The 12,560-nt window shown below is 66.5% G+C and carries 16 protein-coding genes and 1 tRNA gene; 14 read left to right on the plus strand and 3 right to left on the minus strand.

The features are described 5' to 3' along the window. Positions 1 to 149: 149 nt before the first annotated feature. The 9 genes from iscR to ACZYRS_RS14360 all read left to right on the plus strand — a co-directional run bounded on the left by iscR (position 150) and on the right by ACZYRS_RS14360 (position 6,459). Positions 150 to 686 carry a Fe-S cluster assembly transcriptional regulator IscR gene (gene iscR, locus ACZYRS_RS14320; RefSeq protein WP_093237517.1) on the plus strand — a complete coding sequence of 179 codons (537 nt, stop codon included), beginning with the start codon at positions 150 to 152 and terminating at the stop codon, positions 684 to 686. A gap of 88 nt (positions 687 to 774) precedes the next feature. Beyond that, positions 775 to 1,995 carry an IscS subfamily cysteine desulfurase gene (locus ACZYRS_RS14325; protein WP_198786136.1) on the plus strand — a complete coding sequence of 407 codons (1,221 nt, stop codon included), beginning with the start codon at positions 775 to 777 and terminating at the stop codon, positions 1,993 to 1,995. Positions 1,996 to 2,061: 66 nt separating this feature from the next. After that, positions 2,062 to 2,481 carry a Fe-S cluster assembly scaffold IscU gene (gene iscU / locus ACZYRS_RS14330; RefSeq protein WP_013542156.1) on the plus strand — a complete coding sequence of 140 codons (420 nt, stop codon included), beginning with the start codon at positions 2,062 to 2,064 and terminating at the stop codon, positions 2,479 to 2,481. Between the two features lies 1 nt (position 2,482). Continuing rightward, a complete protein-coding gene (iscA, locus tag ACZYRS_RS14335; protein WP_463419803.1) occupies positions 2,483 to 2,806 on the plus strand; it encodes an iron-sulfur cluster assembly protein IscA in 324 nt (107 codons plus the stop codon). Between the two features lie 63 nt (positions 2,807 to 2,869). Continuing rightward, positions 2,870 to 3,388, plus strand: a complete 519-nt coding sequence (hscB, locus tag ACZYRS_RS14340; RefSeq protein ID WP_463419804.1) for a Fe-S protein assembly co-chaperone HscB — start codon at positions 2,870 to 2,872, stop codon at positions 3,386 to 3,388. Between the two features lie 6 nt (positions 3,389 to 3,394). Beyond that, positions 3,395 to 5,257, plus strand: a complete 1,863-nt coding sequence (gene hscA / locus ACZYRS_RS14345; RefSeq protein WP_463419805.1) for a Fe-S protein assembly chaperone HscA — start codon at positions 3,395 to 3,397, stop codon at positions 5,255 to 5,257. 9 nt (positions 5,258 to 5,266) lie between these two features. Further along, complete coding sequence (gene fdx, locus ACZYRS_RS14350) at positions 5,267 to 5,605, plus strand: ISC system 2Fe-2S type ferredoxin (protein ID WP_013542153.1); 339 nt, start codon at positions 5,267 to 5,269, stop codon at positions 5,603 to 5,605. Beyond that, on the plus strand, positions 5,605 to 6,327 hold the full coding sequence (gene dnaQ / locus ACZYRS_RS14355; RefSeq protein WP_463419806.1) for a DNA polymerase III subunit epsilon: 723 nt from the start codon (positions 5,605 to 5,607) through the stop codon (positions 6,325 to 6,327). Before fdx ends, dnaQ begins: the two co-directional genes overlap by 1 nt. A gap of 57 nt (positions 6,328 to 6,384) precedes the next feature. Then, positions 6,385 to 6,459, plus strand: a tRNA-Val gene (locus tag ACZYRS_RS14360). Between the two features lie 52 nt (positions 6,460 to 6,511). Here ACZYRS_RS14360 and ACZYRS_RS14365 read toward each other — a convergent pair. Further along, positions 6,512 to 7,309, minus strand: coding sequence for a DUF1266 domain-containing protein (locus ACZYRS_RS14365; RefSeq protein ID WP_463419807.1), 798 nt, complete (start codon positions 7,307 to 7,309; stop codon positions 6,512 to 6,514). A gap of 238 nt (positions 7,310 to 7,547) precedes the next feature. On the opposite strand from ACZYRS_RS14365, the gene ACZYRS_RS14370 reads away from it, so the two are divergent. The 4 genes from ACZYRS_RS14370 (at position 7,548) to ACZYRS_RS14385 (ending at position 10,023) form a co-directional block, all read left to right on the plus strand. Further along, positions 7,548 to 7,670: a stereocilin gene (locus tag ACZYRS_RS14370; protein WP_463419808.1), complete on the plus strand. Its 123-nt coding sequence runs from the start codon at positions 7,548 to 7,550 to the stop codon at positions 7,668 to 7,670. Positions 7,671 to 7,702: 32 nt separating this feature from the next. Further along, a complete protein-coding gene (locus tag ACZYRS_RS14375; RefSeq protein ID WP_463419809.1) occupies positions 7,703 to 8,806 on the plus strand; it encodes an NAD(P)/FAD-dependent oxidoreductase in 1,104 nt (367 codons plus the stop codon). A gap of 131 nt (positions 8,807 to 8,937) precedes the next feature. Continuing rightward, positions 8,938 to 9,234 carry a glycine zipper domain-containing protein gene (locus tag ACZYRS_RS14380; protein ID WP_198786144.1) on the plus strand — a complete coding sequence of 99 codons (297 nt, stop codon included), beginning with the start codon at positions 8,938 to 8,940 and terminating at the stop codon, positions 9,232 to 9,234. Positions 9,235 to 9,303: 69 nt separating this feature from the next. Next, on the plus strand, positions 9,304 to 10,023 hold the full coding sequence (locus ACZYRS_RS14385; protein WP_463419810.1) for a phage holin family protein: 720 nt from the start codon (positions 9,304 to 9,306) through the stop codon (positions 10,021 to 10,023). Between the two features lie 18 nt (positions 10,024 to 10,041). Here the strand turns inward: ACZYRS_RS14385 and ACZYRS_RS14390 are convergent, their stop codons facing one another. Then, the gene (locus tag ACZYRS_RS14390; RefSeq protein ID WP_463419811.1) at positions 10,042 to 11,118 is read right to left on the minus strand and encodes a quinone-dependent dihydroorotate dehydrogenase; all 1,077 of its coding nucleotides are present in this window, start codon (positions 11,116 to 11,118) and stop codon (positions 10,042 to 10,044) included. Between the two features lie 40 nt (positions 11,119 to 11,158). On the opposite strand from ACZYRS_RS14390, the gene rpiA reads away from it, so the two are divergent. Further along, positions 11,159 to 11,866 carry a ribose-5-phosphate isomerase RpiA gene (rpiA, locus tag ACZYRS_RS14395; RefSeq protein WP_198786147.1) on the plus strand — a complete coding sequence of 236 codons (708 nt, stop codon included), beginning with the start codon at positions 11,159 to 11,161 and terminating at the stop codon, positions 11,864 to 11,866. A 19-nt stretch (positions 11,867 to 11,885) separates the two neighbouring features. On the opposite strand, the gene ACZYRS_RS14400 is transcribed toward rpiA, so the two are convergent. Next, a complete protein-coding gene (locus ACZYRS_RS14400; RefSeq protein ID WP_463419812.1) occupies positions 11,886 to 12,539 on the minus strand; it encodes a glutaredoxin family protein in 654 nt (217 codons plus the stop codon). Positions 12,540 to 12,560 lie beyond the last annotated feature (21 nt).

Genomic DNA, 12,560 nt, shown 5'->3' on the forward strand with positions numbered 1-12,560 from the left:
CTCAACAACAAAAACTAGAACTTCGCGATGAAGGACCGACTCCTACCGACTGGTTCACCAGTGTCAGGGGTCGGGCAGGGCGGAGACGAAGTCACCGCGGTCCAGGACCACGGTGTCATTTCAACGGTAAGCACTTGAAGGAGCTTGCGATGCGTCTCACTACCAAAGGCCGTTTTGCGGTCACCGCCATGATCGATCTGGCCCTGCGCCAGAACACCGGTCCGGTCACCTTGGCTGCAATCAGTCAGCGGCAGCAGATTTCGTTGTCGTACCTCGAACAACTGTTCGGCAAGCTGCGCCGTCACGAATTGGTCGAATCGACCCGCGGCCCCGGCGGCGGCTACAGCCTCGGCCGCAAGGCTGCGGACATCACGGTGGCCGACATCATTGTTTCCGTCGATGAACCCATCGATGCCACGCAATGCGGCGGCAAGGAAAATTGCCTCGGCGAAGCCGGCCGCTGCATGACGCACGAGCTGTGGGCTTCGCTGAACCAGCGCATGGTCGAGTTTCTCGATTCCGTCACCCTGCAGAAGCTGGTCGACGACCAGATCGCCAAGGGCGTGCAGATCGAGAACAAGCCGGTCGTCAAGCGCGCGATCTCGGCGCAGCCGGTGGTCAAGCCGATTCGCGTGAATGCGCCGAATTCGGTGTTCGCCCTCGGCAACGTCTTCGCCAAGTCCTGATGCCTTGAATCGCGGCAGGCGCCTTCGGGCGCAGCTGCGAGAGAAGCCCAGATCAAAGAACAACCCCCCACGCCAGCCCGAGCCAGCCATGGACGTCACTCCTCATTTCCCGATCTATCTCGATTACGGCGCGACCACGCCGGTCGACCCGCGTGTGGTCGACGCCATGATTCCCTGGTTGCGCGAGCACTTCGGCAACCCGGCGTCGCGCAGTCACGCATGGGGCTGGGAAGCTGAAGAGGCGGTCGAAAAGGCGCGCGGCCAAGTGGCGGACCTGATCAATGCGGACCCCCGCGAAATCGTCTGGACCTCGGGTGCCACCGAGTCCATCAACCTCGCCCTCAAGGGCGCGGCCCAGTTCTACAAGGGCAAGGGCAAGCACCTGATCACGCTGAAGACCGAGCACAAGGCCGTGCTCGACACCATGCGCGAGCTCGAGCGCCAGGGCTTCGAAGTCACTTACCTCGACGTCGAGGAAAACGGCCTCGTCGATCTGGACAAATTCAAGGCGGCGATCCGCCCCGACACCATCCTGGCCAGCGTGCTCTTCGTGAACAACGAGATCGGCGTGATTCAAGATGTGGTCGCGCTGGGCAACGTCTGCCGCGAAAAGGGCGTGATCTTCCACGTCGATTCGGCCCAGGCCACCGGCAAGGTCGACATCGACATCACGCAATTGCCCATCGACCTGATGAGCCTCGCCTCGCACAAGACCTACGGCCCCAAGGGCATCGGCGCCCTGTACGTGCGCCGCAAGCCCCGCATTCGCCTCGAAGCGCAGATGCACGGCGGCGGTCACGAGCGCGGCATGCGCTCGGGCACCTTGCCCACGCACCAGATCGTCGGCATGGGCGAGGCCTACCGCATCGCCAAGCTCGAGATGAAGGACGACATCGCCCATGCGCGCCGCCTGCAGCAGCGCCTGCTCGATGGCCTGAAGGATGTTGAACAGGTGTTCATCAACGGCGACCTCGAACGCCGCGTGCCGCACAACCTGAACATGAGCTTCAACTACGTCGAAGGCGAATCGCTGATCATGGGCATCAAGGGCCTGGCGGTGTCGTCGGGTTCGGCCTGCACCTCGGCCAGCCTGGAACCCAGCTACGTGCTGCGCGCCTTGGGCCGCAGCGACGAGTTGGCCCACAGCAGCCTTCGCATGACCATCGGCCGTTTCACGACCGAAGAAGAAATCGACTACGCCATCTCGACCATCAAGCACAACGTGGCCAAGCTGCGCGAGCTGAGCCCCCTCTGGGAGATGTTCCAGGACGGCGTCGACATCAGCACGATCCAGTGGTCGGCCCACTGACACGAACGCAGACACGAACGGCCCGCCCCGAGGCTCCACGATTGAACAAAGTTTGAGAGGTACACCATGGCATATTCTTCCAAGGTCATCGACCACTACGAAAACCCCCGCAACGTCGGCTCCTTCGAAAAAGGCGACGACTCGGTAGGCACCGGCATGGTCGGCGCGCCGGCCTGCGGCGACGTGATGAAGCTGCAGATCAAGGTCAACCCCGAAACCGGCGTGATCGAAGACGCACGCTTCAAGACCTACGGCTGCGGCTCGGCCATCGCCTCGTCCTCGCTCGTGACCGAATGGGTCAAGGGCAAGACGCTCGACGAAGCGGCTGCGCTCAAGAACGCGCAGATCGCCGAAGAACTGGCGCTGCCGCCGGTCAAGATCCACTGCTCGATCCTCGCGGAAGACGCCATCAAGGCAGCCGTGAGCGATTACAAGGCCAAGCACGGCGCCAAGACAGCCGAGTCGGCCGCCGAAGCTGTTCACTGAAATGGCCGTCACGCTGACCGAAGCCGCTGCGCGCCACGTCACCCGCTACCTCGGCAAACGGGGCAAGGGCGTGGGCGTGCGGCTGGGCGTGAAGACCACCGGCTGCTCGGGCTTGGCCTACAAGCTCGAGTACGTCGACGAGTTCACGCCTGAAGACGTGATTTTCGAAGACCACGGCGTGAAGGTGCTGGTCGATCCGAAGAGCCTGGCCTATATCGACGGCACGCAGCTGGATTTCGTGCGCGAGGGCCTGAACGAAGGCTTCAAGTTCATCAATCCGAACGAGCGCGATCGCTGCGGCTGCGGAGAAAGCTTTCGCATCTGATGCGTCGTCGCTGACCGCGACCACAGCCGCCACCATGTCATGTGCTGGCGGTTTTTTCTTGCCATGAACCTGAACGACACCGACTTTGAACTGTTCGCCGTCCCGGCGACCTTCGCGCAGGACCGCACCGCGCTCGATGCGCGCTGGAAAGAGCTGCAGCGCGAGGCCCACCCGGACCGCTTCGCCGCGCAGGGCGCCGCGGCGCAGCGCGTGGCCATGCAGTGGTCGGTGCGCATCAACGAGGCCTACCAGCGGCTGAAGGACCCGATCCGCCGCGCGAGCTACATCTGCGAGCTGCACGACGCGCCGCTGAACGCCGAGAACAACACGGCGATGCCGCCTGATTTTCTGATGCAGCAGATGGAATGGCGCGAGGCGCTCGACGATGCAGGCGACATCGCCGCGGTCGAGAAGCTGCAGGCCGAAGTCGATGCCGGCCGCGCCCGCGCGCTGTCGTCGCTCGACTGGCTGATCGACGAGAAGGGCGACTACCCCGCCGCCGCGCAGCAGGTGAGAGCCCTCATGTTCATTGAGCGCTTCGGACAGGACGTCGAAGCCAAATTCGATCAGTTGGGACAATAAGCCCTTATGGCTCTTCTTCAGATTTCCGAACCCGGCCAGGCGCCCGATCCGCACCAGCGCCGCATCGCCGTCGGCATCGACCTGGGCACCACGCATTCGCTGGTGGCCGCGGTGCGCAACGGCGTGGCCGAGTGCCTGCCCGACGACCAGGGCCGCGTGCTGTTGCCCTCGGCTGTGCGCTACCTCGAGGGCGACCGCCGGCAGATCGGCTTCGATGCGCTCGCCGCTCGCGCGCAGGACCCCGCCAACACCATCACTTCGGTCAAGCGCCTCATGGGCCGCGGGCTGGCCGACATCGCGAACCGCGACGCCATGTCTTACCGCATCGGCGGCGACGAGGGCGGCATGGTGAAGGTGCAGACCTCGGTGGGCGAGAAGTCGCCGGTCGAGATCAGCGCCGAGATCCTGGCCACGCTGCGTTTCCGCGCCGAAGACACTTTCGACGACGAGCTCTACGGCGCCGTCATCACCGTGCCGGCCTACTTCGACGAAGGCCAGCGCCAGGCCACGAAGGACGCGGCGCAACTGGCCGGCCTCAACGTACTGCGCCTGATCAGCGAGCCCACGGCCGCGGCCATTGCCTACGGCCTGGACAACGCGAGCGAAGGCGTCTACGCGGTCTACGACCTCGGCGGCGGCACCTTCGACATCTCGATCCTGCGGCTGACCCAAGGCGTGTTCGAGGTCATCGCGACCGGCGGCGATTCGGCGCTTGGCGGTGACGACTACGACCACGCGCTCGCCGATTTCGTGCTCGCGCAAACCGGCGTAAAAGTCGGCAACGACAGCGACAAGGCCGCAGTGCTCGTGGCGGCCCGCGCGGCGAAAGAAGCGCTGACCGATTCGGGCACCGTGGCCTTCCACGCCGACGTGGCCGGCGGCGCAGCGCAGTTCGTCCTGACGCGCGCACAGTTCGACGCGGCCACCAAGCCGCTCACGGACAAGACCATCGCTGCCGTCCGCAAGGCCCTGCGCGATGCGAAGCTCAAGGCCGACGACCTGCAAGGCATCGTCCTGGTCGGCGGCTCCACCCGCATGCCGCAGATCCGCGAGGCCGTGGCCGCATTCTTCGGCCGCGAGCCGCTGGTCAACCTGAACCCGGACGAAGTCGTCGCGCTCGGCGCGGCGATCCAGGCCAACCAGCTGGCCGGCAACAACGGGGCGGGCGACCTGCTGCTGCTCGATGTGATCCCGCTCTCGCTCGGCATCGAGACGATGGGCGGTTTGGTCGAGCGCATCGTGCCGCGCAACCAGACCATCCCGACGGCAATGGCGCAGGACTTCACGACCTACCAGGACGGCCAGACGGCCCTCGCGCTGCACGTGGTGCAGGGCGAGCGCGACCTGGTGTCCGACTGCCGCAGCCTCGCGCGCTTCACGCTGCGCGGCATTCCGCCGATGGCGGCCGGCGCGGCGCGCATCCGCGTGACCTTCACCGTCGATGCCGATGGCCTGCTGAGCGTGAGCGCCAAAGAGCAGGGCAGCGGCGTCGAGGCGAGCGTGGCCGTCAAGCCGTCGTATGGACTCTCCGACGACCAGATCGCAACGATGCTGCAGGAGAGCTTCTCCACCGCGCAGCAGGACATGCAGGCCCGCGCGCTCGTCGAAGCGCGCGTCGATGCCGACCGCATGCTGCTCGCCACGCAGAGCGCGCTCGATGCCGACGGCGACCTGCTGAACGAAGACGAGCGCGCCGTCATCGACGCGTCGATGACCCGGCTGCGCGAAGCCGCCAAGGGCAGCAGCGAAGCCGCCGCCATCGAGGCCGCCACCAAGACGCTGGCCAACGACACCGAAGCCTTCGCCGCCCAGCGCATGAACGCGGGCATTGCGCGCGCACTTGCCGGCCGCAAGGTCGAATCCCTCTAGAACAACAACATGCCCACGATCAAGATCTACCCGCATCCCGAGTACTGCCCGCAAGGCGCCGAGATCACCGCGCCCGCCGGCACCTCGATCTGCGAGGCGCTGCTGGACAACCACATCAACATCGAGCATGCCTGCGAGATGAGCTGCGCCTGCACCACCTGCCACGTGATCGTGCGCGAGGGCTTCAACTCGCTCAACGAGGCGGAAGAGGGCGAAGAAGACCTGCTGGACCGCGCCTGGGGCCTGGAGCCGCAATCGCGCCTGAGTTGCCAATCGATCCTGGCGCAGGAAAATGTGACGATCGAGATTCCGAAGTACTCGATCAACCACGCCAAGGAAAACCACTGATGTCGCGCCAGATCGTCCTCGATACCGAAACCACCGGGCTCTCTGCCGAGAACGGCGATCGCATCATCGAGCTCGGCTGCGTGGAGCTGTTCGCCCGCAAGCTCACCGGCAACGACCTGCACATCTACTTCAACCCCGAGCGCGAGAGCCATGAGGACGCGCTGAAGGTGCACGGCCTGACGACCGATTTCCTGCGCGACAAGCCGAAGTTCGCCACGCTGGGCAACGACATCATCGAGTACCTGCGCGGCGCCGAAATCATCATCCACAACGCGGCCTTCGACGTCGGCTTCCTCAACAAGGAGTTCGAGCGCGCGGGCCTGCCGCTGCTGCGCAGCTTCGTCGGCGAAGTGACCGACACGCTGGCCATGGCCAAGCTGGTCTACCCGGGCAAGCGCAATTCACTGGACGCGCTGTGCGACCGTTTCGGCGTCGACCGCTCGAACCGCACCTTCCACGGCGCCAAGCTCGACGCGCAGCTGCTGGCCGACGTCTACATCAACCTCACGCGCGGCCAGGACGCGCTGCTGATCGATGTGGCATCGAACGAGCCGGCGCAGGGCACCACCGTGGTGGCGATCGACTTGAGCCAGTTCGAACTGCCGGTGATCACGGCCGGCGAGCAGGAGCTGGCGGCGCACGAGGCGGTGTTGTCGCAGCTCGACAAATCCAGCGGCGGACGCACGCTGTTTCGCCAAAATGGCGAAAATGCTGTGGCATAATCGAAGGCTTCGCACACAGCGCGATTGATTTCCACGGCACTGCATCCGCGGTGCCACGGGCGGTTAGCTCAGGGGTAGAGCACAGCATTCACACTGCTGGGGTCGGAGGTTCGAAACCTCCACCGCCCACCACAATTCCACGACACGGCACCTTCGGGTGCCGTTTTCGTTGATGCCGCCGATGTCAGCGGAAGGGCACGCTGCGGTAGGGGCTGCGGGCGTCGTTCAGCAGCATGCGGTTCGTGCGCAACAGGTGCTCCTCACGCGCGTCGGAATAGCGCCAGATCAGGCCGGCGGCAATGTACGCGGCACTCACCTGCGACCAGTCGGCATAGGCCTCGCGCACTTGCGAATTCAATGCGCCGGCGAAGCCCGCGAATTCCCCGCGCTCGATGAATCCCAGCTGCACCGCCCACCGCGACAGGCTCGCCAATCGCACGGCATCCCAGGCGACCAGGTTGGTGATCTGGGGCGGCGAAGCCTTGAAGTGCTTGCGCAAGGCATTGACCCAGCTTGAACTGCCCGACGTCAGCTGGGTCAGGTCCGTCACCGACCGCCCGCTCTCGGCCGCCAGCGCGCGGTAGTCCAGGCTCTTGCGCGCCTTGATCTGGAAGAACGCGGGAAACCATGCATCCATGACAAGCCGCAGCACAGCCGGCGTGCTCTGGGTTGCCTCGTCGATCGCGGCAACGGCCCGCCACGTGGACAGGTAGGTCGAACGCTGTCCTTCCTCTGCGAGCCAACGGGCCGTTTCCTCGAAGCTCTCGCGGTCGTGCACGTTCCAGACTTCGGCGATGCCCTCGCGCAACTCGCCGTCGTCTTTTCCGGTGGCCACGGCATTCACGAAATCGCCGTTGAACGCGGACAGCGGCGCGCTCAGCGTGACCAGCCATTGCTCCTCGGCCGTGAGCGTCTCCGCGGTGCTGAAATGAAGCTTGTCGTTGTCGAGCAGCGCATGCCCGAGCGTGTCCCTGATGCCCATTGATTTCCCTCCAGTTTTTTCAAGCGTGTCCGCGTCCGGATCGGATGCCCGGGGCGTCGGATGCGGATCTTAAACAGCAGCTGTCGTTGGGTTCGATCTTCTTTGAGGTGGGGTAAGACTTTGGTGTGAGCCGCAGATCGAACGCGAGCGAACTGTCGGTTTGGGCCGACGCCAGGTGACGCTGCATGCTGGCCGGCCGTCCGCGGCAACGGCATAGAAGAGGGCAAAGGAGACGACCATGGCCACCCATCCCGACCTTCCAACCCCCGTCACACCCAACCTGCCCGTGGAGCCCGACGAAGGGCCGAGCACACCGCCCGACGAGCCCACCGACCCCGAGCCGCCGCCCACCGCCACGTGAGCCATGCGCGCGGGCCGCGATAAGCTCGCGCCATGGACGAAATCGATTGCGCCGTCATCGGCGGTGGTGTGGTGGGACTGGCAGTGGCGCGCGCCTTGGCGCTCGCGGGCCGGGAGGTGTTGGTGCTCGAATCCGAGGGTGCCATCGGCACCGGGACCAGTTCGCGCAACAGCGAAGTCATTCACGCCGGCATCTATTACCCGCAGGGCTCGCTGAAGGCACGCCTTTGCGTCGAAGGGCGGCACGCGCTCTACGCGTATGCGGCCGAGCGCGGCGTGCCGCACCAGCGCTGCGGCAAGCTCATCGTGGCGACTTCTGCCGATCAGGTGGGCCAGCTCGAAGCGATCCGCGCGAAGGCTGCGGCCAACGGCGTTGACGATCTCGTGCAGATCACCGCCGAGCAGGCCCAGGCAATGGAACCGCAGCTGCATTGCACGGCCGCGCTGCACTCGCCCAGCACCGGCATCGTCGACAGCCACGCACTCATGCTGAGCCTGCTCGGCGACCTGGAGAACGCGGGCGGCATGCTGGCGCTGAAGTCGCCCATCACGCGCGCCGAATGCAGCGGCAGCGGCATCGTCCTGATCGCGGAGGACGGTACGGCGCTGCGCTGCCGCAGCGTGGTCAATGCGGCGGGCCTCGGCGCGCCGGCGTTGGCCAGGCGGTTCGAAGGACTGCCAGCCTCTGCAATTCCGACGGAATATTTCGCCAAGGGCAATTACTTCACCCTCTCGGGCCGCGCGCCGTTCAGCCGTCTCATCTACCCAGTGCCCGAGCCCGGTGGCCTCGGCGTTCATCTGACGATCGACCTGGGCGGCCAGGCCAAGTTCGGCCCCGACGTGCAATGGGTCGACTCGGCCGATGACCTCGTGGTGGACCCCGCCCGCGGCGATGGTTTCTACGCCGAGGTGCGCAAGTACTGGCCCGCGCTGCCCGACGGTGGACTGATCCCCGGCTACGCCGGCATGCGACCCAAGATCTCGGGCCCGGGCGAGGCAGCGGCCGACTTCAGGATCGACGGTCCCGCGTCGCACGGCGTGCCGGGCCTGGTCAATCTGTTCGGCATCGAGTCGCCGGGGCTCACCAGCAGTCTCGCGATCGGCGCCCACGTCGCGCGGCTGCTGGCCGATGCATGAGGCCAATGCGCGCACAAGTCTGCACATCTGCCGCGCATGAGGGGCTTTCGAGCCTGTAACATGACACCACGCCATTTGCTGGCGTGAAGCCGCCGGCGCGGTGCCGGTGTCATCACGGAGGAAAGATTCCAATGAGTGCATCCCAAAATCTTGAAGCAGCAGCCGAAGACATCGCAAGCGACGTGCGCGGCGTGCTGGCCAGCAAGGACCTGGATTCGGTTCCCCACATCAAGGCGCTGCGCCAGCGCATCGACACCAAGCTCGCCATTGCGCGCGAACTCGCCGCCGAGAAGAGCAAGCTCGCCGCCAAGAAGGCGCGCGAGGCGGCCTCCGCCACCAACGCCTACGCCCACGACGAACCTTGGCAGATCGCAGGCGCCGCACTGGCCGTCGGCGTGCTGGTGGGTCTGTTGCTTGGCCGCCGCTGATCGCGCTGACCCAAGCGCGCACTGCCGGACCGTTCGCCGCCGCTCGCTGAGCGGGGCCGGAGCATGCCCATGAGGCTGCTCTCCCTGTTCGGCTTGAGCGGCCGCATCCGCCAGTTGCGCATCGCCGCCGCCGAAGGCGCACTGGCCGCCGAAGACCGCGTGCAGCTGCTGCGCATGGCCTGGGAGGACGAGAAGCAGCGCCTGAAGCTAATGCTCGTCCTCGTGGTGGCCGTGCTCGGGCTGACCACTGTCACGGTGGCCCTGCTCTCGATGGCGGTGGTGGTGCATTTCTGGGAAACGCCGTACCGCATCACGGCCGCATGGTCGGTGGCGGGCGTGTGGATCGTGCTCTGGCTGGCCGCCGCTGCCGGCTTGCTGCTGACCCTGCGCAATGCCTCCAACAGCTTCATTCCCGCACGCCAGGAGTTCGCGCGCGACTGGGCCTGGGCGCAGGACAGCTTCGGGATCGGCAAGGACCCCGAAGACGAGGAAGCCCCGCGTCCCCCGCGGCCGGCCACGCGCGAGGAATTGCTCGCGCGAATGGAGCGTCAGCGCGAGCGCATCGCAACCCTGCAGGGCGGTCGCGAGACGCAGCCGGCGGGCACCACCGAGCGCGAGCGCGAGGCGCCCCCGCCGAACGAAACGGCCACGGCCGCCGCACTGCGGATTGCACGGGCGCATCCGGTGGCCACCGGCGTCGTCGCCGCGGCTGCCATGGTGGTGATCCGCCCGAAGCGCCTGCTGCGCTGGGCGGCCGTCATCGCGCCGATCCTCTGGCGCATGCGCTGAAGAGGAAGTGAAAAAGCCTCAGGCCTTGCTGCGATCGCGCAGCAGCGCCTGGGCCGCTTCGCGCACCAGGGCAGGGCCGCGATAGATCAGGCCGGTGTAGATCTGCACCACGTCCGCACCCGCGGCGATCTTGGCCTTGGCATCGGCCGCGCTCAGGATGCCGCCCACGCCGATGATCGGGAAGTCCTTCCCCAATGCCGCGCGCAGTTGCGCAATCACGCGGTTGCTCGCCTCGCGCACCGGTGCGCCCGAAAGGCCGCCGGCTTCATCGGCGTGCGGCAGGCCCGCCACCGCATCGCGCGACAGCGTGGTGTTGGTCGCGATCACGCCGTCCATCCGGTGACGCTGCAGCGTCGCGGCTATGACCGCGACCTGTGCTTCATCGAGGTCGGGCGCGATCTTCACGAACAGCGGCGAGCGCTTGCCGTGGCGAGCAGCCAGCGCCTCGCGCCGTTCGGCCACCGCGCCGAGCAGCGCATCGAGCGCCTCGTCGCTCTGCAGCGTGCGCAGGTTGGCCGTGTTGGGGCTCGAGATGTTGATCGTCACGTAGTCGGCATGCGGGTACACGCCGTCCAGGCACGCCAGGTAATCGTCCACCGCGCGCTCGATCGGCGTGGCGGCGTTCTTGCCGATGTTCAGGCCCAGCAGCATCGGCGTCTTGCCGCCGCCGCTCTTGCGAAAGCGCGCCTTCTGCACGTTGGCCAGGAACGCGTCGAGCCCTTCGTTGTTGAAGCCGAGCCGGTTGATCAGCGCATCGCGCTGCGGCAGGCGGAACATGCGCGGCTTCGGGTTGCCCGGCTGCGCTTTCGGTGTCACCGTGCCGACCTCGACGGAGCCGAAGCCCATGGCCGCGAAGGCGTCGATGCAGCGAGCGTTCTTGTCGAGACCGGCGGCCAGGCCCACGCGGTTCGGAAAGACGAGGCCGGCCAGCGTGACGGGATCGTCCACGCGCGGGGCGGCATAGGCGCAGGCCAGCGGCGTGTTCTGCGTGCGGGCCAGGCCGTCGAGGGTGATTTCGTGGGCGTGCTCGGGATCGAAACCGAACAGGAAAGGGCGGGCCAGGCCGTAGAGCGAAGAGGGCAGCAGCAGGGGCATCGGATAATTCTCGACTTCAATGAGCCAAGGATTCTCCGCGATGACCGCACCCGCCTCCCCATCCCCCGCCGTCCTGTCCCAGGACGAACTTAAGGCCCAGGTCGGCCGCGCCGCATTGGCCTACGTGGTCAAGGGCGAGATCGTCGGTGTGGGCACCGGCTCGACCGTCAACAAGTTCATCGACGCGCTGGCCACGATCAAGGACGAGATCAAGGGCGCCGTCTCCAGCTCGGTCGCATCGACCGAGCGCCTGCGCGCGCTGGGCATTCCGGTGTTCGACAGCAACGAAGTGGAAGAGTTGGCCGTCTACATCGACGGCGCCGACGAAATCGATCACCGGGGCTTCATGGTGAAGGGCGGCGGCGCGGCGCTCACGCGCGAGAAGATCGTCGCGGCGCAGTCCAGGCGTTTCGTCTGCATCGCCGATGCGTCCAAGCTGGTCGAGACGCTGGGCGCCTTCCCGCTGCCGGTGGAAGTGATCCCGATGGCGGCGCGCCGCGTGATGCGCCAGTTCGCGGCCATGGGCGGCATCGCCCAGGTGCGCGAGAAGGACGGTCTGCCGCTGGTCACCGACAACGGCCAGCACATCGTCGATGTGACGGGCCTTCAGATCGCCGATCCGCTCGCGTTCGAATCCGAGGTGAGCCAGTGGCCCGGCGTGGTGACGGTCGGCGTCTTCGCGCACCAAAAGGCCGATGTGTGCCTGCTGGGCACCGCGACGGGCGTGAAGACGATGCAGTTCGCCTGAAGCGGCGAGCCGCCCGGCGTCAGAACTTGATGCCGGCCGGGTTGCCAGCGCCCGGATCGCTCGGTGCGGCGGGCGGTGGCGCGGTTTGTGCGGGTTGTGCGGCGGGTGCAGCGGCGCGCGGCGCAGGCGCCGCTTGCTGCGCGGCGACCAGGGGCCGGGCCGGCGCATTGCGGTAGCCGGCGGGCAGGCTATTGCTCTTGGGGTAGCCGGCCGCGTCGAGGTACTGCGACCATTCGGTATCCCCGTAGCCCTTGAGCTGCTGCGTGCCGATGGTGAGCAGCGGCAGCGAGCTCTGGCTGCTCAGGCGCTGCAGCGCCTCAATCTCTTCATTGCTCTTGACCGTGCGCTCGTCGAACGGAATGCCGCGCGTGGTGAGCAACGTGCGGGCCGCGCTGCAGGGCGCGCAGTCTTCGCTGGTGTAGAGCGTGACGGGATAGCGCTGTGCCACCTGCCGCAGTTCGTAGGGCAGCCCCGCCGTATTGGCCGGTGAGCTGGCGCCTTGGGACGGCGCTGCCGGTTCGGTGCTGGCGGCGGGCGCGCGGTCCGAGAAAGTGACCTTGCCGTTCTTGTCGACGTTGCGATAGATCGGCTGGGCCATCGCGCCTGCGGCGAGGAGCAGCAGGGCGAGGCCGGTCAGGCGACGCGACGGGAATTTGTAAGACGTCAGATACATGTCCCGAGTATCGCAAGCTTC

This window comes from Variovorax sp. AC194, assembly GCF_979257995.1.